The sequence below is a fragment of the Paenibacillus sp. J31TS4 genome (assembly GCF_018403265.1).
In the GTDB taxonomy this organism is placed as follows: Bacteria; Bacillota; Bacilli; order Paenibacillales; family NBRC-103111; genus J31TS4.
On the sequence record NZ_BOSI01000005.1, the window covers coordinates 169,326 to 188,800 of the forward strand.

At 59.3% G+C, this 19,475-nt stretch carries 18 protein-coding genes and 2 pseudogenes; 2 read left to right on the top strand and 18 right to left on the bottom strand.

Annotated elements, in window-relative coordinates; genetic code table 11:
- Positions 1-132: 132 nt before the first annotated feature.
- The 4 genes and pseudogenes from KJS47_RS20015 to KJS47_RS20030 all read right to left on the bottom strand — a co-directional run bounded on the left by KJS47_RS20015 (position 133) and on the right by KJS47_RS20030 (position 4,380).
- Positions 133-2,501 (bottom strand): annotated as a pseudogene (locus KJS47_RS20015) (ATP-dependent helicase).
- 126 nt (positions 2,502-2,627) lie between these two features.
- Entirely contained in the window at positions 2,628-2,813 is a 186-nt protein-coding gene (locus KJS47_RS20020; protein ID WP_213527038.1) for a hypothetical protein, read from the bottom strand.
- A 65-nt stretch (positions 2,814-2,878) separates the two neighbouring features.
- Complete coding sequence (locus tag KJS47_RS20025) at positions 2,879-3,232, bottom strand: Rieske (2Fe-2S) protein (protein WP_213527040.1); 354 nt, start codon at positions 3,230-3,232, stop codon at positions 2,879-2,881.
- Positions 3,229-4,380, bottom strand: a complete 1,152-nt coding sequence (locus tag KJS47_RS20030) for an amidohydrolase family protein (protein WP_213527042.1) — start codon at positions 4,378-4,380, stop codon at positions 3,229-3,231. Before KJS47_RS20030 ends, KJS47_RS20025 begins: the two co-directional genes overlap by 4 nt.
- A 190-nt stretch (positions 4,381-4,570) precedes the next feature.
- Here KJS47_RS20030 and KJS47_RS20035 point away from each other — a divergent pair, with 190 nt between their 5' ends.
- Entirely contained in the window at positions 4,571-5,590 is a 1,020-nt protein-coding gene (locus KJS47_RS20035) for an FUSC family protein (protein ID WP_213527044.1), read from the top strand.
- On the opposite strand, the gene KJS47_RS20040 is transcribed toward KJS47_RS20035, so the two are convergent.
- From KJS47_RS20040 to KJS47_RS20070, 7 genes are all read right to left on the bottom strand, one after another.
- Positions 5,557-6,177, bottom strand: a complete 621-nt coding sequence (locus tag KJS47_RS20040; protein WP_213527046.1) for a nucleotidyltransferase family protein — start codon at positions 6,175-6,177, stop codon at positions 5,557-5,559. The genes KJS47_RS20035 and KJS47_RS20040 overlap by 34 nt on opposite strands.
- Positions 6,164-7,174 (bottom strand): XdhC family protein, encoded by a 1,011-nt coding sequence (locus KJS47_RS20045; protein WP_249716603.1) that lies wholly within the window; start codon positions 7,172-7,174, stop codon positions 6,164-6,166. The genes KJS47_RS20040 and KJS47_RS20045 overlap by 14 nt, the downstream gene beginning before the upstream one ends.
- Before the next feature lie 76 nt (positions 7,175-7,250).
- Positions 7,251-7,724: a (2Fe-2S)-binding protein gene (locus KJS47_RS20050; protein WP_249716578.1), complete on the bottom strand. Its 474-nt coding sequence runs from the start codon at positions 7,722-7,724 to the stop codon at positions 7,251-7,253.
- A 3-nt stretch (positions 7,725-7,727) separates the two neighbouring features.
- Positions 7,728-8,561, bottom strand: coding sequence for an FAD binding domain-containing protein (locus tag KJS47_RS20055; protein ID WP_213527049.1), 834 nt, complete (start codon positions 8,559-8,561; stop codon positions 7,728-7,730).
- On the bottom strand, positions 8,548-10,821 hold the full coding sequence (locus KJS47_RS20060; RefSeq protein WP_249716580.1) for a xanthine dehydrogenase family protein molybdopterin-binding subunit: 2,274 nt from the start codon (positions 10,819-10,821) through the stop codon (positions 8,548-8,550). Before KJS47_RS20060 ends, KJS47_RS20055 begins: the two co-directional genes overlap by 14 nt.
- Positions 10,822-11,106: 285 nt before the next feature.
- The gene (locus KJS47_RS20065; protein ID WP_249716582.1) at positions 11,107-11,898 is read right to left on the bottom strand and encodes a TrmH family RNA methyltransferase; all 792 of its coding nucleotides are present in this window, start codon (positions 11,896-11,898) and stop codon (positions 11,107-11,109) included.
- A gap of 5 nt (positions 11,899-11,903) precedes the next feature.
- The gene (locus KJS47_RS20070; RefSeq protein ID WP_213527051.1) at positions 11,904-12,581 is read right to left on the bottom strand and encodes a potassium channel family protein; all 678 of its coding nucleotides are present in this window, start codon (positions 12,579-12,581) and stop codon (positions 11,904-11,906) included.
- A gap of 343 nt (positions 12,582-12,924) precedes the next feature.
- On the opposite strand from KJS47_RS20070, the gene sspI reads away from it, so the two are divergent.
- Positions 12,925-13,131: a small acid-soluble spore protein SspI gene (gene sspI, locus KJS47_RS20075; RefSeq protein ID WP_213527053.1), complete on the top strand. Its 207-nt coding sequence runs from the start codon at positions 12,925-12,927 to the stop codon at positions 13,129-13,131.
- Positions 13,132-13,144: 13 nt separating this feature from the next.
- On the opposite strand, the gene KJS47_RS20080 is transcribed toward sspI, so the two are convergent.
- The 7 genes and pseudogenes from KJS47_RS20080 to KJS47_RS20110 form a co-directional block, all read right to left on the bottom strand.
- A complete protein-coding gene (locus tag KJS47_RS20080) occupies positions 13,145-14,233 on the bottom strand; it encodes a Gfo/Idh/MocA family protein (RefSeq protein ID WP_213527055.1) in 1,089 nt (362 codons plus the stop codon).
- 157 nt (positions 14,234-14,390) lie between these two features.
- Positions 14,391-15,149 (bottom strand): YheC/YheD family protein, encoded by a 759-nt coding sequence (locus KJS47_RS20085; protein ID WP_213527057.1) that lies wholly within the window; start codon positions 15,147-15,149, stop codon positions 14,391-14,393.
- Entirely contained in the window at positions 15,146-16,288 is a 1,143-nt protein-coding gene (locus KJS47_RS20090) for a glycosyltransferase family 4 protein (RefSeq protein ID WP_213527059.1), read from the bottom strand. Before KJS47_RS20090 ends, KJS47_RS20085 begins: the two co-directional genes overlap by 4 nt.
- A gap of 97 nt (positions 16,289-16,385) precedes the next feature.
- The gene (locus tag KJS47_RS20095) at positions 16,386-16,838 is read right to left on the bottom strand and encodes a MarR family winged helix-turn-helix transcriptional regulator (protein WP_213527061.1); all 453 of its coding nucleotides are present in this window, start codon (positions 16,836-16,838) and stop codon (positions 16,386-16,388) included.
- 155 nt (positions 16,839-16,993) lie between these two features.
- Positions 16,994-17,425: a cupredoxin domain-containing protein gene (locus KJS47_RS20100; RefSeq protein ID WP_213527063.1), complete on the bottom strand. Its 432-nt coding sequence runs from the start codon at positions 17,423-17,425 to the stop codon at positions 16,994-16,996.
- Positions 17,426-17,487: 62 nt separating this feature from the next.
- Positions 17,488-17,691: a twin-arginine translocase TatA/TatE family subunit gene (gene tatA / locus KJS47_RS20105; RefSeq protein ID WP_213527065.1), complete on the bottom strand. Its 204-nt coding sequence runs from the start codon at positions 17,689-17,691 to the stop codon at positions 17,488-17,490.
- Between the two features lie 25 nt (positions 17,692-17,716).
- Positions 17,717-19,437 (bottom strand): annotated as a pseudogene (locus KJS47_RS20110) (GMC family oxidoreductase).
- Positions 19,438-19,475: the final 38 nt, after the last annotated feature.

Here is a 19,475-nt window from a genome sequence, read left to right on the forward strand (position 1 = left end):
CAATCGACGAACTCTGCAGCGTCTTCGAGGAAAGCGCTTGCAAAATCCGCTGGTTCTCACCTTCTTCTGCCTCACTTGCAAATAAAATAGCATAGGTATAGAACCTATGCTAGTACAGGCGTTCTTTTGCTGTCAAGAGGACGTTAGCCGCATCCGCCGGGCTCCGTCCCCGCCTTCGTCAAGCGGCTGACCATCCTCCCCGGTCAGGCGCTCTAGCAGGCCCCTCTCGAGACAGGCGGCGATCAGGAGCGCCTTCTCCGTCTCGCCGAACCGCACGCGAACCTGCTCGCCCTTCACCTCCACGATCTGCCCGGCTCCGAACGCGGTATGCCGCACGGCTCGTCCCGCCGTCAGCTCCTCGCGCGTCCGCAGCGCCTCCGGGCTGACGGTCCCGCGGAACTCCGGGCGCTGACGCACGGCGGCCGGGCCGCCACGGTGCTCGCTCTGCCGGGTGCCGGCGCGCGGCTCTCCCTCCCGCCGGAGCCCAGAGGAGTCTGCTGCACGCGCTGCCTGCCCGGTCCCGGCTCCCGGCTTCGCCGGCCGCTGCAGATGCCGGACATGCGTGACGAAGTCGGATTCCTTCACGAGCTCCCCGTCCCGTTCCTTATAGAGGAGCAGCTCCAGCCGGGATTTGGCCCTCGTCATGCCGACGTAGAACAGGCGGACCGCCTCTTCCATCTGCCCGCGTTCTCCTTCCGCGTCCTTTTTGCGGTCGTCGGCGGAAGGTAGAATGCCATCGATCAGATCGATCATATACACCTGCTCGAACTCGAGCCCCTTGGCGCTGTGGAGGGTAGAGAAGGTGACCGCGTTTGTGTTCTTGTTGAACTTGGACGTCCGCAGAGCGGTCTCCAGATGCTTGAGACGCGCCGCGAACGCCTCCATCGTCTCCAGCGTATCGGCGATCTCCTCGAGCGTGTTCAGAATGCCGATCAGGTATTCCTTGCGGAAGCCGAGCCGCTCGCACATTTTCTCGATCGCCTTCTCATAGCCGAGCCGCGAGCGGATCAGCCGGATGGCCGCGAGCGGCGGCATGCCCGCCATCCGGCCGAACGTCTCCCGCGCCGACTCCAGCGGCTTGATCTGGTAATCCTTGAGCGGCACACGGGTAAGCAGCGTGTCGAAGACCGATTGGCCGCCGCCCAGCTCCAGCAGCCGTTCCACCTGCCGGCCTGTCAGATAGCCGTTCATTTTGCGGCAAACTTTAATGAACAGCTCTGGCCGCTTGTCCGTGAACGTCATGCGCAGGAAGTTCAGAATGTCCTCGACCACCCAATGGCTGAAAAACCGGTTGTCCGCATCCTTCATGTAGAACGGGATGCCGGCGCGGTCGAATTCGTTCATCAGGCTGATCGAGGAGGCGTTATTGCGGTACAGGACCGCGATCTCCCGCAAATTCTCCTGCTCGCGGATCCGCTCGACGAGATACTTCGCCTGCTGCGGATAATGGGCGAAGGATTCGATCGCGATCGGCTGTGCGGGCGGATTGTGCGTAAACATGTTTTTGCTGTACCGGTTCCGGTTCCGCTTGATGAACCGGTTGGCCACGCTGACGATATCCCGGACGACCGGTAGTTCTGCTCCATGTACAGAATCTCCGCCCGGGGATAATGCTTGCGGAACTCGAGCAGATACGACGGCTCGGCCCCCCGCCAGCTGTAGATCGACTGGTCGTCGTCGGCGACGACGCACAGATTGCCGTGCGGCTGCACGAGCAGCTCGACGATGCGGTGCTGGACGGCGGACGTGTCCTGGCTCTCATCGGTAAGCACGTAATCGTAGCGCTGCTGGTACTTGCGCAGCAAACGGCCGTCACGCTCGAGCGCTTCGCACGCCAGCGTCAGCATGTCGTCGAAGTCGACGAGCCGCTCGGCATGGCTTGTCCTCTTGTATGCCTCGTAGTCGCGCAGCAGCGCCTCCGCCTGCTTCACCCCGCACTTGACCTCGCCCCAGCGGGACTCGGGCATCCGCTTGTTCTTCAAATAGCTGATGTAGGTCGTCAGCTCGTCCATCTGGTCGTCCGTAATCCGCTCTCCCGTCCGCTCCTGGTACAGCTGGCGCAGAATGATCTTCTTGTGCAGCGGCAGCTGGCCGGGCTCCGGCTCCTCACCGGCCTCCTCAGGCTGCACATCGCCTTCGATAATCCGATACGCCTGGCCCGTGCGGCGGGCGTCCTCGCGAACCACCTCGAATGCGAGGCTGTGGATGGTCGAGAAGGAGACGGGCGCCAGCTCCGGGAAAAACCGGGCGAACCGCTCCTTCATGTCCGAAGCCGCCGCCCGGCTGAACGTGACGGCTTTGATCCGGGCCGGCGGGACGCCCTTCACCCGGATCAGGTGGCCGATTCGCATAATCAGCGTCGTCGTCTTGCCGGAGCCCGGAGAAGCAAGCAGAAGCAGGGGGCCGTCCGTATGGGCGGCCGCCTGCCTCTGCACGTTGCTCAGCCTGATGCCGAGCTCCTTTGCCTTGCTGTCAAAAAACTGCTCCGTCTCCCGTCTCATAATCGGCCTTCCCCTTTTCCGTACATGGCATGCTGAACCTCCAGTATAGCATCCCGACCAGAGAGAGGGGAACCTATATTCGCTTGGACCGGCTCAGCTGCTCACCTGTAAACGGGACGGTCCCGCCTATCGCTCCGCCTCCAGCTTGGCCTCCGCCTCCAGCCTGCGCCGCACGGTTTCCTTGGGCGTCCAACAGTCGAACCGATAGGACGGCCGCGTAGCATAGCCGAGCCGGCCGCAAAAGAATCTCTCCGCCGTCCCGCGGCGGATTTCATAATAAACGCAAGTGGCGCAGCAATGATACTCCTTCATCCATCCCACCTCCTTAATAGCAGCCCGGCTGTTCGGTCCGCATCGGAATCAGGTCTCAAGCCAGCTTAGGGGAACACGACAAACAGGTCTTCCCCTTCGCATACGACTTCGTATCCCCTCAGCTTTGTTCCCGAATCGACCAGATGCTCTCCTGTGGTCAGGTCGAACTCCCAGCCGTGCCAGGGGCAGCGCAAAATCCGTTCCTCCATCCCGTATTCGTACTGATAGACGAGGGAAGGCAGACGCGTTCCGCATACCCGACCTTTGCATATGGGGGCTCCCTGATGAGGACAGACGTTGCGCCACGCAAACCAGCGTCCCTCCACGCAGTACAAGCCGATCTCGAGGCCCTGGACCTGGAAAATCCTCTGCTTGTTTTCCTGGATCTCCGTTTTCTTTGCCACCCAATGCCTTTTCATTCCTCTTCTCCCCAAGCATTCCCGGGGGCCTCTTTCGACTCTGCAGCGATTTGTTCGGCCTGCTCGCCGGAGTCGTCGTCCTTACTGAGCGGCTTCGTATGCAAGCCGTACAGCTCCGAGGCGGTTCCCGCCAATATCCGCTGCCTCATTTCTTTGGGCATCCGCGGGAGCGCCATCTTGGGATTATCGTTGTCCCAATGCGGATAGTCCGAGGAGAACATGATTGTTTTCTCCGCCTCGATCATGTGCAGAATTTGCACCAAATGCTCCGGGTTTGCCGGTTCTTCGATCGGCTGCGTCGTCAACCGGACATGGTCTTTGATGTATTCCGAGGGAAGACGCTTCAGCCACGGCGTGGATTCTCGCAGCGCCTTATAGTTCTTGTCCATTCGCCACATCAAGTGAGGCAGCCAGGAAATCCCTCCCTCGATCGCCACAAATTTTAGGTTAGGGAATTTCTCAAACACCCCTTCACAGACAAGGCTGTTCACATGCGTCATATAGTTGGTCGGAAGGATGTTATGCCATTCCATATACCGGGTAGGATAACCCGACGGCGTCGGCGGCCCCGAGATCCCCTTCCCCTCCGTGCCGGGATGGACGGCAACGGGCAGTCCGCACTCTTCCGCCGCCTCGTAGATGGGATGATAGAAGCGCTGGCCATACGGCATGCGTGCGGCGCTCGCCATAAGGACCTGAACCATATCGGGATGGGAGGCGACGCGGCGGATTTCGGCTGCCGCCGCTGCGGGATCCGACGCATTGATGAAGATAGATCCCTTGAAACGCGGACTGACATTCAGCCAGGTCTCGATCATGCGATCGTTGCAAGCGGTTGCAAGGACGTTCGCATAATCCGGATCGGGGTCGAGGGAGAGGCCCAGCACACCAGAGCCCGTGAGAATCGTATAGTCGATTCCGTAGCGATCCAGATGATCACGGATCAGGAACTGAGGGTCGCTTCCCGGCGGCCCCCCTTGATCCGTAACCGCATCCTTGCGATTGACGCCTACCGAGGAATAGTATTGGACGCCGTAGGGTATCCCTGTTTCCCGATAGCGGTCATGCCAGGCCTTTGGCAAATACGGCAGCAAAGGGCCAATTTGGTTATGGACATCGGTATCGATTAGTGCAGGTGCATCCTTCATAGGTTGTTCCTCCTTCTAATAGGTTCTCTTTATTTGGTTCAGAATAGTTGAATAATCAAATAATGGAGCGGGTAGAGGAAATGTTGCGACACCGTTACTATACCGCCGTTTCGGGGGGCTTTCCAGGGATTTTATTTGTACGGGGGCATGAGGAACGGATACGACTATGACGAAGATGGAGAATTCCATAATGACGAATAAACTGGTCGATTTTATCAAACACAAAGGGATTGTCTGGAAACCCGCTTTAGCCGCGGCCCTATCGTGGGAGCTCGCGGAGTGGGCCGGGTCCAAGCATCCGTATCTGGCTCCTCTCACGGTCATTTTGGCGATTCAAGCAACCGTCGACAAATCGATCCAGTTTGCCTGGCAGCGCGTTCTCGGCACCGTTGCCGGCGTTTTGTTCACCGTACTGCTAGCACCTTATATTGGCTTAAACGGCTGGAGCATAGGTCTCCTTCTGCTTATTGGGGCGCTCGTCGTATCGTGGCTGAAGCTGGAGCATGCCATGATGGTACAGGTCGCTCTCAGCATTTTGCTGGTTATATACTTTCAAGCCAAAATGCCCGCCTATCCCTTCGATCGGATCCGCGATACATTAATCGGCGCCGTCGTCGCCCTCGCCATCCAATTGTTGATCTTCCCTCCCGATACCGTTGCCAAAGCCCGCAAAAAGATGGCGCGTTTCGCGGACCACTTGTCGCAGCATTTTGCAACCGCGGCGCTTTGGGTTCGAGAGGGCTGTCCCTCCGCTCAAGCGCACGCTTTGCAAACCAAGCTGCAGGCGTTGTTCCTAGAGCTTCATCAAGCGACAACCGAACTGGAGAAAGCGGAGCAAAGCCTGCGCTACAACCCGCTAGGCGCCAAAAAACGGACTGTCCTGCACCAATTGAAGCAGCAAATGCAGCAGCTTCGATCCGGTTATGCCAATCTTGCGGACATGATACGGGTTTGTACGAAATGGGCCGGAACCGGTTTACTCGCGAGAGACAATCAACGCTTGTGGGCCGATCATTTCCATGCGTTGGGAGAGCTTGTCAAGCAGTGGGACAAGGAACGGGATCATCCGGAAGGGCCCCGTCCGGTTATCAAAGATTTCGCCCTGGAAATAAAGGCGCCCGCCCATATGGAGAACCAGTATCCGCTCGCGTTATATATGAACGCCGAACAAGTGATTCAGGATTTCCAAAGCTCCAGCAGCCGGCCGTAATCTTCCGCCGAATCCACATCCAGGAAAAGTCCCGGGCTGGCGAAATCGACGAAGCTCCCGGATGGGTCACGCCGAATCAGTTGTCTCGCTCCCTGATCGCGCGTAAGTTGCATAAGCTCAGGAAACATGCGCTGGGCAAAAAGGACCGGCGGCCTTGCCAAGCCGTCATATCTGGAGGCGACAAAACCGAGGCTGGCGTTCGTTTGATAGCGGTTAAGCAGCTCCGTGATCATCTCTTGCGTGACGAGAGGCTGATCCGCCAGCAGGATCACCGCTGCCCCGGCATTCCTCTCTTGTGCAGCCTGTATTCCGCACCGCAGGGAGTGCGCTTGCCCCATATGTGCTTCTAAGCAGGGAACAAGCGACCATTTCCGGCAGTACGGCTCCTTGTAAAAGGCGCTGTCGATCCAATCCGCCGCAGCGCCATTCGATACGACGACAACAGAATCCAGCTCGGAGCTTAACGCTGCAGCCAGCGCATGATTCCCCAAGCTCATCGGCCCGAGGGGAAGTCGAAGCTTATCCGTTCCCATTCGGGTACTGCGTCCTGCCGCCAAATAAATGCCGACGATGTTATTCCGTTTCATGGGCGACTGGCTCCTGTTTTCTGGTTTTACCATGCACCTGGATCAGCTCGGCTGCAATGCTCACGGCTATTTCCTCCGGCCCTTCGGCTCCGATCGCAAGGCCAACCGGATAATGAACCTTCATCGGAACCGGTACATCCGCCAGCAACCGTTCCGTTCTGCTTTTCGCCCCCATTATGCCGAGGTAGCGAAGCGGCCGTCCCGCTAGAAGCCGTACCCACTGCCGGTCCCTCTCCATATTTCGGGTCATGACAACGGCATAATCGTAAGGGGTACTAGGAAGCAAGGGGGCCGCTTCCTCCGGAAAGCCTACCAGGATGGTCTCGGCATCTGGAAAATACCTCCGGTCGCATAATGCGGCCCGCCAATCGGAGACGGTAACGGAAAAGCCTGCAGCAGCCGCTAATGCAGCAACCGGCCTGGCGTCAGGCCCCGCCCCTATTAGGATCAGCCGCGGCTTCGGATAGTAGAGATGAACAAAAACTTCCGATTGGAGGGAAGGGACAACCCTCATTCCGCTCTTGCCGTTATGCTCCAGCTCGGACGACAGCAAATTCAGGAGCGTTTGCGGAAAGTCTCCCCTCCATTCCCCGAACCGATGCCCGTCTTTGGTCAAGAAACAGTAATCGGCGACGGAGCCGTCCGCGTCGAATCGTTTTACGAGCAGAACTTCCGTCGGCTGGTACAAATAATGCTTCAAGGTGGATAAATGATCGGCGAATGCAGCATCGATCGGTTCCATGATGATATGAATAACCCCGCCGCATCCCGTGTCTTCCCCCCAGGACAAAAGCTCCGGCGATTGCATGTCGAATACGAAGCTGCGAGAACGGCCCGTCGCTACAATCTCCGGCACGAACGAGGAGAGGTGAGCCTCCAGACAGCCGGCGCTTAACAGTCCCACTTGCGAACCGTCTTCCAGAAACAGCATGGACGCCCCTTCTTTGCGGTATGCGCTGCCTTCCACCCGAGTTATCGTTGCAAGCACGCTTCTCATGCCAGAGCGTTGAACGTTTTCCAATAGACGATGGATTGCTTCCAATCTCTCCCCTCCCCGGGCACGTGGCCCACCGTTATGTTTTCGGCGTAAACACGTCCCTCACCGCATGTTGAATTTCCTCATAGGATGTGCATCTGCAAATGTTGGATTCCAGCCATACCCGGATCGTTTCTTCATCCGCATGCGGGTGCGCGTTTCGCAATCCTTCGCAGTTCATAATAAAGCCGGGGGTACAATACCCGCATTGGAACGCCTGATAGCGAACAAAGGCATGCTGGACCGGCGAGTTCTTCAGCCCCTCGATGGTCGTCAGTTGTTTTCCTTCCGCTTCTACGGTAAGCATCAGGCACGATTTGACAGGCAGGCCGTCCACCAAGATCGTACACGCGCCGCAGTCGCCGTTTTCGCAGCCGGGCTTGCTCCCCGTCAGTCCGAGCTGGTCCCGGAGCGTAGAGAGGAGGATGTCCGCGGCTCTTACTCGAACCAATCGCTTCTCGCCGTTTACTTCACAAGCAACCGGATACATAGCGGGAGGAGGCAGCGTCATGCTTCACCTTCTTTCCAATGTATGGACCGCCTCAGCCATCGTTTGTTTAAGCACGAATTCTCGAAAAGCCGCCGAGCCCTCCACATTGCTCAGCAAGGGCGCGGGTAATTGGCCGACCGCCTGATCAATCCTTGCAGACAAGGGAAGTGACGTATCGTTCAATACCTGATCGATGGCAGCGGATTGAAACGGGAACGAGCAGACGCCGCTGTAGGCGGTATGAATCCGCTCGTCTTTCTTAAGAGCGGCCACGGTAACGAGAGGATAGCCAACGCTGCCGATCTGCCGTTTTTTGATATGAACGAACGGCAAGGACAAATCGCTTCGGTCCGTTACGATCTGCACAAGAAACTCGCCGGCTTCCAATCTTATTTTCTGGGAGAACACCTGATGAATCGAGGCTTCTCTTATTCCCTCGATCCCGGCAATTCTGATCCGGCTATTCGCCAGAAGAAGCGGGAGTACCGCTTCCCGGTAAATAATGTTGCCGCAAATGTTGCCGCCGAGCGTAATCTGGTTTCGGGCTGTTTGATCGGCAATTCCCCGAGCCGTTTCGCTAAGCAGCGGAAAGGGGTTCGCCGCGGTCAAAGCCGATAACGTGACGCAAGAACCGATCACTAGCTTATCGCCTTGCATCTCCATTACATTGCACTCCGGTACGGATTTTAGATCGATGACAGCACCCGGATGAATGTCGTTGGTTCGTGCCCACGTGACAATTTCCGTCCCTCCGGCGTAATAGATCGGATGCTTCCCTTGCTGTTGCAAGAGGTGAAACCATTCTGCAGCTAGCGGGACGGAAGACGGTTTGTAATAGTCAAAGTCAAACGGGATCATGGATCGTCCTCCAGATCGTCTCAGGCGTCAGAGGCAATCGATTGAGCTCTACTCCAGTAGCGGCCGTCAGGCTGTTCGCCAATGCGGCAGGCATGCCGATCAGCCCGTGCTCGCCGATGCCGCGCAAGCCGTAAGGCGCTTCCATATGAGGGGTCTCGACGAAATCGACGAAGTACTCCGGCTGCTCTCCGAAACGAATCAATTTGTAGGTCCGAATTTGATTGTTCCGGACGGCGCCCTTCTCGTCGAAGAAAAAAGCTTCCCGGCTGGAAAAGCTTAAGCCCATGCTCATGGCGCCCGTAATTTGGCCGCGGGCGAACAATGGATTGATCACCTTGCCTGCATCGACAATCGTAGCTGCTCTTATGATTTTGTACGTGAACTCTTTCGTATTCCATTCCACTTCTACCGCCTGAGCCCCGACCGTCCACTCCGGTCCGAGCTTGCCTTTCCCGGTTTCCGGGTCCATTAAGGTTAAATTCTGCATCGTATAGCTGCCGCGTCCGATGACTTGGCTGCCTATTGTAGTTCCATTCGGAAATGTGTAGCCGTGAGCAAGCTGTTCGATTGCTAATCCTGTGGCGGGGGCGTCTTTCAAGAACACCCGGCCGCCTCCGACATCCAAATCTGTCGGCAGGCATTGCAGGACTACGGCTGCTAGGCCCTTCAACTGGGCAATGGCGTCATCGGCCGCACGAAGGATGGCATTGCCAACCAGAAAGGTACTTCGGCTGGCCACCGTTTTCCAATAAAAGGGGTCGGTCTCCGTACGGACCTCCGGAGCGATATGGATCATCCGCTCATCCATACGCAATCGTTCGGCCAACAATTGGGTAAGCGAAGTCCTTGTCCCCTGGCCAATTTCCACTGCTCCGCAAAGCAAATTCACGGTTCCGTCGGCATTGAATGCGACCACAGCTCCCGCTCCGGCATCTGTCGGGGTATTCGAATTTTTCCAGAAGCAGCACACCCCTGTCGCCTTAACGAGATGGCCGTGCGTTTCGTACTGCGGAGAGTCGTCCGTGTCGAGCCATGCTTTCAATTTTGCTATGCACATGGGCAGATTGCCCAGATTGCTTCTATCCAGCAGCGTTTGTGTCGGGGACGTATCCCCTGGCCCTATCGCATTGGCAAAACGAAATTCCAGCGGATCCATCCCTACCCGCTTCGCCAATATGTCCATCGCTCGTTCTATCGCGAATGTCAGTTCCGGATGGCCAAATCCTCGGAAGGACGTCGAATACGGATGGTTCGTGTACACGCATAAGGAATCGCAATGGACGTTGTCGATGCGATAAGGCCCCGTACAGTCCACAGCGCCCGCCCGGCTCATCACCACTCCTCTGTCCGAATACGCTCCGCCATCGAACAGATGCACAAATTCGGCGGCCGTCAGCTTCCCGTCCCGGGTACAGCCAAGCTTGATTTTGGCATCCAGGCCGATATGGACGGGAGAAGCGATCATGTCCACCTCGCGGGAGTTTACCAGCTTTACCGCTTTTCCGCCAACAGCATGGGAAGCCATATAAGCAAGGTATTCCAACTGAACCGCGGCTTTTCCACCGAAGCTGCCTCCCACGAGCGGCGTATGAACAATCACTTGATGAAGCGGAACTTGAAACGACTCGCTTATCGCTCTCTGAATCACATAGGGGGATTGCGAAGCCGAATGGAGGATCACTTTGCCGCCCGGCATTATCTGTGCCGTCGTGCACCGCATCTCCATAGCGGCATGATCCGACTGGGGCAAAGTGACTTCGATTTCCACGGTATGTACGCTGTTGTTCCAGCCCTCTTCCATATTTCCCTTGCGTATTTTGACCCGGTTCGCGATGTTCGTTCCCGGTTCCGGGCGAACCTCCTCATGGCGCTTGTACTTGTCCAGATGCTCATGAACGAGCGGAGCATTGCTTTGAAGAGCTTCTTTTGGAGACAGGACGGCCGGTAAGAGCTCATACTCCACCTTGATCCTAAGAGCCGCCATCTGTGCTATATATTCTTCTTCTGCGACGACAAGGGCGACGGGCTCGCCATAATATCTTACTTTCTCGATGGCAAGCGGGGGGCGGTCTTCCAGAGGCGATCCGGTCAAGATCGGGTAATCCTGTCCTGTAATAACCGCTTTTACCCCCGGAATGTTCCTGGCTTCGGACGTATCGATCGCTACTAGTTTGGCGTGGGCATGCGGGCTGACAGCGAGCTTGGCATGTAGAAGCCCAGGCGCCGGAGCATCGTTTACATATCGAGCTGTCCCCGTCACTTTTTCCCATGTTTCCTTCCTGGGAATGCTTCTCCCAAGCGATGGACCGATCTTGATCCCCTCCTTTCACGACCGGCAAGGTAACCCTCCACTTCTTCCTTGCTTATGTATATACGGTCCTTGTTTGTCCGTATTATTGCTTTATGAAGGAACCTGCACCTCCATGACGGAGACAGGCTGTATGGAAGGTGGAAAGGGCCACATCCGAAGGACACAAGGAAAACCCCTCATTCGGAAAGGAATGAGGGGTTTTCTCAGTTCGTCTTATTCAGCTTCTAGTCGCTCTCAGCCCCGCTGCCGCATCGCCTCGTACAACAGCACGGTGGCGGCCATCGCCACATTGAGCGACTCGGACTGGCCGCGCATCGGGATGAGGACGCTGTCCGTCGCGAGAGCGGCCGCTTCGGCCGAGACGCCGGCTCCCTCGTTCCCGAGAATGAGCCAGACAGGGCCGGCCAAGTCGGCCTCGTATATCGTCTGCTTGGCGTCCAGCCGGGCGGTGACGGTGCGAATGCCCCGACGCCCCGCCTCCGCGAGGAGTGCCGGCAGATCCGCGGAGACGACCGGCACGTGAAACAGCGAGCCCATCGTCGCCCGCACCGTCTTCGGGCTGTATAGGTCGACCGTGCCGGCTCCGAGTACGACGCCTGTCGCCCCCGCGGCGTCCGCAGCGCGGATGATCGTACCGAGATTGCCGGGGTCCTGGACACCGTCGACGGCGACGACGAGCGCATCCTCGGCATAGAGCCAGGCCTCCGCCCCGCTACCGGCTTTGGCGACGACGGCTACGATGCCCTGCGGCGTTTTCGTCTCCGAGCATTTCGCCAGCACCGGCTCCGGCACGGCATACCACTCCGCGGTGCCGTGCGCGAGTCCGGCCAGCTCCGGGGGGAGGCCCTTGTCCACCTGGAACAGGATCGCCTCCACCGGCGCCCCCGCCTGGAGCGCCTCCTGGACGAGATGGGTGCCCTCGAGCAGATACTTGCCCTGCGCCTCCCTGCCCTTTCTGGTCAGCAGCTGCGCCCACTGCTTGATCTTCGGATTATTCACCGACGTTAATTCCTGAATGTTGTTCAATCCGTTCACTCCGCGTATGCTTTTTCGAATTTCCAGAGATCTTCGTTCCGTCCGACGATGACGAGCACGTCGGATTCCAGAATCTCATGGTCCGGGGAAGGCGTAATGTTCATCCGTTCCTTCGCATGCTCCTGGTCTCCATGCTTGATCGCCATGACGTTGCACTGGAACTTGGCCCGGATGTCCAGCTGCCTCAGCGACTTGCCCACGAGCTTCGGAGTCGCCTTGATCTCGGCGATGCTGTAGTCGTCCGAGATTTCTATGTACTCCAGAATGTTCGGAGAGATCAGGTTGTGCGCGACCCGGAGGCCCATATCCCGCTCGGGATAAATAACCCGGTCCGCACCGATCCGCCCCAGCACCTTGCCGTGAAGCTCGTTCTTCGCTTTGGCGATGATGACGGGAACGCCAAGCTCCTTCAGAATGAGCGTAGTCAGGATGCTCGCCTGAATGTCCTCGCCGATCGCCACGACCACGACATCGAAATTGCGGATGCCGAGCGCCTTGAGCGCTTCCTCGTCCGTCGTGTCCGCCTGGACCGAGTGGGTCACCACGGCGCTCATCTCTTGAATTCTCTGCTCGCTCGCGTCGATCGCCAGCACGTCGTGCCCGTAGGCACGCAGCGCCTTGGCTACGCTGGACCCGAAGCGGCCCATTCCAATAATCGCAAAGTTCTTCTTCATACCGGCCCGTCCCCTCCGCAAAAAACTCGATAGCGATAGTATACCACAAGCGCCGGCATTCCCGAACCGGGCCGCCCCGGGGACGCCGGGGCCACCCGGACCGTATAGGGACGCCGTTGGCGAAGATCGCTGCCGAAGCGGTTCGGCCGACCGGATCATCGTTTCCGCGTCCGACGCGAGTCGACTGACCGGGTCGCCGATTCCACTGCGCCGCGTCTTGACAGCCCGTCCCCCGATTCCGCTGTGTGGCTCGGGTCCGCCTGCCTTACATAATATTACCGCGAACCGGCATACTAACCGAAGGAGTAAGGATCACTAGATGCGAGTAGGGAGGGAACCAGCCATGAATCTTGATTTGAGACAAGCCATCGTCACCCGGGTCCAGGGCAAATCCGAGGAGGAACTGACCGGGATCATCGTCGATTCGGTCGACAGCGTGGAGCAGGCGCTTCCGGGCCTCGGCGTCCTGTTCGAAATTATCTGGAAGCACGCCGACGAGTCCACGCAGCAGTCGCTCGTGCATACGCTGAAGACAAGTCTCCCCCAATAACCCCAGCCGAGAGCTATTGTGCCGGAGCCGCCAGCGGCTCCGGTCTTCGGCATGCCGTCTCCATGATATAATGCGTCCCTGAAGCTGCCGCCGTGAGCAGTCCTTCCATCGCCTCCAGCACGTGCAGGGCGAGCGCCCCGCCGGCTCGCGGCTCCCGCCCGGTGCGGATCGCCTCGGCCATGTCCAGGACGCCGAGGCCCCGCCCGTTCTCGGTCACGCCCGTCTCGATCGGTATCTCGGTCCATTCGCCTCCCGCGGCTGTGCGCAGCACGACCGGGCCGCCGAACGTGTTCGGATCGGGAACGAGCAGCGTTCCTTTGCTGCCGTACAGCTCGATGCGCGGCAGCGAGGAGCCTCCCAGAATGTCGAAGCTCGTGGTGAGTGTCGCGACGGGCCCCGCCGCAAACTCCAGCACGCCAGCGACGTGCGTCGGCACCTCGACCTCGATGATCGTCCCGGCTTTGGGCTGGCTTGTGATCGTCCGCTCGGGGAACGAGATCCGGGCGCTTCCCGTCACCCGGCGGATCGGCCCGAGCAGCGCGACGAGAGCGGTCAGGTAGTACGGCCCCATATCCAGGAGCGGCCCGCCGCCTTGCTCATAATAGAATTCCGGGGCCGGATGCCAGCTCTCGGGCCCTTTGCCCATGAGAAAAGCGGAGGCGCCGACCGGCGTCCCAATTGCGCCTTCGGCAAGCAGCCGAAGACACGTCTGCATACCGCCGCCCAGGGACGTATCCGGCGCACTGCCGATGAGGAGTCCCTTCTCCTCGGCCAGCTTCATGAGCCGCTTCCCCTCCGCATAGGTGACGGCCAGAGGCTTTTCACCGTACACATGCTTGCCTGCGCGCAGTGCCGCTTCGCTGATCGCCGCATGCGCCTTGGGCACGGTCAGATTGAGGACGAGCTCGATGTCCCGCCGCCCGAGCAGGTCCTCCACCGAGCCGCCGTCCGGAATTCCGTGGAGCGCCGCCTTCTCCCTCGCCCGCTCCGGGATCAGATCCGCGCAATAGACGAGCTCGACACCGCCCGCTTTCTTCAAATTTTGCATGTAGATGTCGCTGATCTTGCCGCACCCAATAATGCCTAGCTTCATGTCCGCCATTCCTAGCCGCCTCCCTTGTCCGCTTGAAGGATATGGTTCATCCCCTTCATTGTAGCGGAGGCCAGAGGACGAAGGAAGGGCCGGTTGAAACCAAACGAACGCGCGGCGTTCGTCAGGAACGCCGCGCGTCAAAGGTTCGGAACGGATCGTCCCGCCATCAGAGCCGTCCGTTGGCTCTTGCGTACCGAAGCACCCGCCGATGCACCCGGCGGTCGCCAAGGAACCGGAAGAGATAAGGGTCTGGACGCGTATTGACCTCCAGAATCCAGGGATGCTTATCCTCGCCAAGCGCCACGTCGAGACCGATCTCCCGGACGCCCGGATACTTCTTGGCCAGCTGCCCGGCCGTCTCCACCCCCAGCTTCTCCAGCCTGCTGAGGAACCGCGGCTGCTTGGCCGGCTTGACATGCTTGGTCAGCAGACGCGGGACCGGCCTCGGCGTCCCTCCGCTGTGGTAATTGGTGACGACTCGGCCCTTCCGGGCTACGCGTCCGATCATAGCGGTCGCTACCCATTTCCCCTTCCGGCTCTTTTGCACCATGACCCGAATATCGAACGGACGCCCATGGAATTTCAACAGCGGAATGCCCTGCTGCACCAGGTAGCGCACGCTTCCCTTGGTCGCCCGGTCGAGCTGCTCGAAGAAGGAAGCGAAGGAAGGATCGACGATAACATTGTCCTGGTGCGTCTGGTACCGGTAGGTGGTGGAGTCCGGCCGTCCGAGCACCTCTACCTTGATCACCCCCCGGCCATGGGTGCCCATGTCCGGCTTCACATAGACCATGCCGTAGCGGTCCAGCATGCGCTTCAGATTCTTCTTATTCAGCCAGACCGTCTCGGGCACGTGGGCCCGCAGCCGCTTGTTCTTGAGCAGCTCCCGCGTCTTAGCCATCTTCCTTCGGACATACTGGCTCATGGCTCCCCTCCATCCATCTTAATCAGGGCGGGACGGTACAGATAGGCTAGGTTGGCCGCCGTCGTCTTCCAATCGAACTGCCTGAGCACATCTTCCCTCGCCTGCTTGCCGAGCCGCTCCGCCAGCTCCGGCTCTTCGAGCAGCCGGCGGATCCGTTTCGCAAGACTCTCCGGCTTCCAGTAACGGTTCACGAGCAGCCCGTTGTGGCCGTTTCGGATGATCTCGCCGATCCCGCCGATCCGGGAGGCGATGCAGGGCAGCCCGGTCGCCATCGCTTCCACATTCACGAGGCCGAACGCCTCGTGGCGCTGCGACGGGCACACGAAGCAATCTCCGAGCCAATACGCCCTCCGCATCTTGGCATGCGGCAGATGACCGAGAAAGGTGGTCGGCACGCCCGAGCGGATCGCGAGCCGCTGGATCCTCTTCTTAAACGCGTGCGACTGAGCAGAACCGGCGACAACTAGCTTCACGCGGGGCGCCTTTTTGCGGACAAGGCGCAGCGCCCGGATGAGGACATCCAGCCCTTTGCGCGGGATGATGCGCCCGGCGAACACGACGACGAACGCATCGTTCAAGCCATGGCGCAGTCGCAGCTGTCTTCTTTCCTCCGGCGAGGGGGGGCGGAACCGGGTCAGATCGGCACCCAGGTAGACGCGCTTCATCTTCGCCGCCGATGCGGGAAACCGCTGGGCGAGAGTCTCTTGCAGAGACTGGCTATTGGCTACGATCAGATCGGCCCGTGCGAGGCAGGCCGTCCCCGCTTGGCGGGAGAGATAGGGTTTGGAGACAAAGGTAAGGGAGTGCAGGAATAGGGAAACGGGCGTGCGGGGAAACAGTTCCTTGATCGCCGGAACGAAGCGGGGACGGTTGTCGACCTGGATCCAGTCGAACGTGCGGTCCTTGATGAGGCGCAGGACGTTGGCCAGATACTGCCGGGGCGTGCCGGTCGCGACCCGGAGGATGGTGAGGTTGCCTCTCTCCTCCCGGGCGGGCAGACGGGGGGCGGAGCGGCTGACGACCGTCACCTTGTGCTGATCGGCCAGCTTCTCCGCTATGTGATGGACGCAAATTTCGACGGATCCGCCCCTTCCCCGCGTCACAGGAATCTGCTCGGGGGCGACGATCAATATATGCATGACCTGCACATCCTTACGTATAAGGTTCACCTGCAGAAGCTGACACCTTATTGTATGGACGTACTTCGGAATTGGTAAGGGCCTGTATCTTGGCAGCTTATAAGGAATCGAGATCCGCCTGCATGCTTTTGGCGAGCTCCTCGTCCGCTTTGGCCTGCAGCTGATCGAGCGTCTCCTGGAACGCCGCGAGGCGCTCTCCCGGAATGCCGCTTAGCACCTTGTCCATCGTTTCCTCAAAAACAGGCTGCAGGAGCCGGAGAATCCGCCGCCCCTCCTCGGTCAGGTAGATCAGGTACGAGCGGCGGTCGCCCGCTTTGACGGCCTTCCGGACGGCTTGCTTCTTCTCCAGGTTGTCGAGAATCCGGGTAATCGTCGTCTGGTCCTTGCCCGCGGCGGTCGCGAGCTCCTTTTGCTTAATGCCGTCTCTCTCCTCCAGCCGGCGAAGGATGTTCCACTGTTCGGGAGTGATGTCGTAAGGCTTGAATTGGTGGGTCAGCAAATGAACCAGCTTGCGGTTGGTCTGGTAGATCTGGCGGCCGATTCGGTCCATCCTCTGTTCGATGGCGGTTGCTCCTTTCGGGGTAAGGAAGTTAGTTCAAAAGTACCGTGAGCCCCCCGCCTTGTCAAGAACGGCTTGTCCCACGAGCCTTATTGCCCCAGGCAGCAAAAAAACGGGGCTTCTGCCCCGTTTTTTCTGCCGCCCTATTATTCGACGATGATCTTGCCCTTCATGTCTGCGTGCCCCGCGCCGCACATGACCGAGCAGTGGAATTCGTGCTCGCCCTTCTTGTCCGCGGTGAACTCAACGGTTCCCGGCTTTTGCAGATCGACCTTGAAATCCGGAATGGCGAGCCCATGCATGCCTTCGGTGTTGTCAAGCGTCAGCTTTACCTTCTGCCCTTCCTTCACGCGGATTTCATTCGGCGAGAAGGTGAAGTTTTTGGCCGACACCTTGACTTCCTTCACATCGGTGCTGGCCGAGCCGCCAGTTCCCGGGCTCATGCTCGTGCCGGCCGACGGCGCGCTGCTCGGAGCCGAGGACGACCCGGAGCCGCCCGAGCTGTCCTTCGAGCCGCAGCCCGCAAGCGCCAGCGAACAGCTCAATGCCAGGGTGAGTACCGTCATGCTTTTTTTCATCTGTCATCCCTCCGATGGAAATAATGGTGTCCCTTCTTCTTACCCAATGTTGGAGCCGCCGCTCACGGCCGGCTCCTCTTCGTCTCGTTCGTGCTGCCGGACGCCTGCTCCGGTTCTCCGTCTTCCCGCAGATCGCGCGTGGCATGCTTCAGCTCATGCAGCGTATCGCCGATGGACCGGCCGAGCCGGGGAAGGCGGGAAGGACCGAATAGCAGCAACACCACCAGAACGATCAGAATCAGGCCGGGAAGGCCTATACTCAGCATGCCGGATCACTCCCTTCGGGAGGGGCTAGGCCAGGAGGCCGCCCCCTTTCATGTATGTCTGGATCCCCTCCGCCGCACGGTACGCGAGCGCGCCCACCGTGCCGGTCGGATTGTACCCGCTGTTATGCGGAAATGCCGAAGCGCCGACGACGAATACATTCTCCGCATCCCACATCTGAAGATACGAATTGACGGCCGACGTCCCAGGGTCGGCTCCCATCACGACGCCGCCCGTGTTGTGGGTGGACTGATACGGCACGATGCTGTACTTTTGCAGCTCGGCGGAGACCTCGGTCTTCGCAGGCTTCATCTCCCGCATGATCTCCCCCGCTTTTTGACCGAGGAATTTGGTCAGCTCCCGATCCTGGTCTTCAAAGTCGAAGGTGATCCGCAGGAGAGGCAGTCCGAACGCGTCCTTGTACGTCGGATCGAGATCGAGATAGTGATGCCGCCACGGCATGCTCGCTCCCTGCGCGCTGATCGTCAGCACCCGGTTCGCATACTGAAGCGAGGCTTTCTTGAACTCCTTGCCCCAGCCCGGCGTCCCGGCCGGCACCGTATTGTTCTGAATCGGACGCTGGCCGGTCTGGCTGATCCGCAGGTTCGCTCCGTGCAGGAAGTTCAGGCTGCTGTGATCAAAGTTGTCGCCGTTGAAGTCGTCGATATTCGACCCGAGCGCCCCGGCTCCCATGAACAGATTGAACTCCTTGTCGTCGTAGAAGCCGGTCGCCTTGCCCGCCTGTACCTGGTACGCGTAATTGCGCCCGATGACGCCGGTTCCGCTCGCCGGATCGTACGGCTTGCCGAGCTTCGAGGTGAGGAGCAGCCGCACGTTGTTGAAGACGAAGCTGGCAAGGACGACAATGTCCGCCGGCTGCTCGAATTCCTCGCCGGTAATTGTGTCGACATAGACGACGCCCGTCGCTTTCTTCCCGTCATGCCGGATGCCCGTCACATTCGCGTTGACCCGCAGATCGAGGTTGCCCGTCTTCTCCGCAACGGGCAGGACGGTGACGACGGGATCCGCCTTGGCCCCGTATTCGCAGCCGAACCGCTCGCAGTAGCCGCAGTATTGGCAGGCCGCACGCGAGATGCCGTCGGGGTTGGTATATTGGTCGGATAGGTTGGCGGACGGCATCATGTACGGGTGGTAGCCGAGCTTTTTAGCGGCATCCTCGAACAGCTTGATCATCGGCGTCTTCTTCATCGGCCCCGTCGGATAGTCGCTTGACCGCTTGGCGCATTCGGGTGCGTGTCCTTCTCGCCGGAGATGCCGGCCGTTTTCTCAAACTTGTCGAAGTAGGGCTCCAGCTCGTCATAGGTGATGCCCCAATCCTGGATCTGCATCCCCTCGGGGATCTTGCCTGCGCCGTACCGGTCGACCGTCATCGACTTGATCTGGAAGTCGTACGGCAGGAACCGGTAGGTCTGCCCGTTCCAGTGGACGCCTGCGCCGCCCAGACCGTCCCCGATCAGGAACGAGCCGTAGGTGCGCATCGGCAGCGCGCGCGCCTTCTCGGTATTGCGGAACGTGATCGTCTCCTTGGACAGATCCTGCATCATTTCGTATCGCTGGGCATACCGGAGCTCGTCGTGCACCATGAAGTAATCTTCCGTGCTTCTCTTCTTGCCGCGCTCGAGCCCGACTACCTTGATGCCCGCCTTGGCGAGCTCGGCGGCGATAATCCCGCCGGCCCAGCCCATGCCCACGATAACAACGGGGACTTTCGGTAATGGATTGGCCATGGTCGCTAGATCCTTTCTCTATCTTGGGATGGATGTGG

Excerpts from the sequence above, each read along its gene's own strand:
- KJS47_RS20020 (WP_213527038.1), bottom strand. The coding sequence starts at position 2,813 with ATGAAGGAGTATCATTGCTGCGCCACTTGCGTTTATTATGAAATCCGC.
- KJS47_RS20025 (WP_213527040.1), bottom strand. The coding sequence starts at position 3,232 with ATGAAAAGGCATTGGGTGGCAAAGAAAACGGAGATCCAGGAAAACAAG.
- KJS47_RS20030 (WP_213527042.1), bottom strand. The coding sequence starts at position 4,380 with ATGAAGGATGCACCTGCACTAATCGATACCGATGTCCATAACCAAATT.
- KJS47_RS20035 (WP_213527044.1), top strand. The coding sequence starts at position 4,571 with ATGACGAATAAACTGGTCGATTTTATCAAACACAAAGGGATTGTCTGG.
- KJS47_RS20040 (WP_213527046.1), bottom strand. The coding sequence starts at position 6,177 with ATGAAACGGAATAACATCGTCGGCATTTATTTGGCGGCAGGACGCAGT.
- KJS47_RS20045 (WP_249716603.1), bottom strand. The coding sequence starts at position 7,174 with ATGAGAAGCGTGCTTGCAACGATAACTCGGGTGGAAGGCAGCGCATAC.
- KJS47_RS20050 (WP_249716578.1), bottom strand. The coding sequence starts at position 7,724 with ATGACGCTGCCTCCTCCCGCTATGTATCCGGTTGCTTGTGAAGTAAAC.
- KJS47_RS20055 (WP_213527049.1), bottom strand. The coding sequence starts at position 8,561 with ATGATCCCGTTTGACTTTGACTATTACAAACCGTCTTCCGTCCCGCTA.
- KJS47_RS20070 (WP_213527051.1), bottom strand. The coding sequence starts at position 12,581 with ATGAAGAAGAACTTTGCGATTATTGGAATGGGCCGCTTCGGGTCCAGC.
- sspI (WP_213527053.1), top strand. The coding sequence starts at position 12,925 with ATGAATCTTGATTTGAGACAAGCCATCGTCACCCGGGTCCAGGGCAAA.
- KJS47_RS20080 (WP_213527055.1), bottom strand. The coding sequence starts at position 14,233 with ATGGCGGACATGAAGCTAGGCATTATTGGGTGCGGCAAGATCAGCGAC.
- KJS47_RS20085 (WP_213527057.1), bottom strand. The coding sequence starts at position 15,149 with ATGAGCCAGTATGTCCGAAGGAAGATGGCTAAGACGCGGGAGCTGCTC.
- KJS47_RS20090 (WP_213527059.1), bottom strand. The coding sequence starts at position 16,288 with ATGCATATATTGATCGTCGCCCCCGAGCAGATTCCTGTGACGCGGGGA.
- KJS47_RS20095 (WP_213527061.1), bottom strand. The coding sequence starts at position 16,838 with ATGGACCGAATCGGCCGCCAGATCTACCAGACCAACCGCAAGCTGGTT.
- KJS47_RS20100 (WP_213527063.1), bottom strand. The coding sequence starts at position 17,425 with ATGAAAAAAAGCATGACGGTACTCACCCTGGCATTGAGCTGTTCGCTG.
- tatA (WP_213527065.1), bottom strand. The coding sequence starts at position 17,691 with ATGCTGAGTATAGGCCTTCCCGGCCTGATTCTGATCGTTCTGGTGGTG.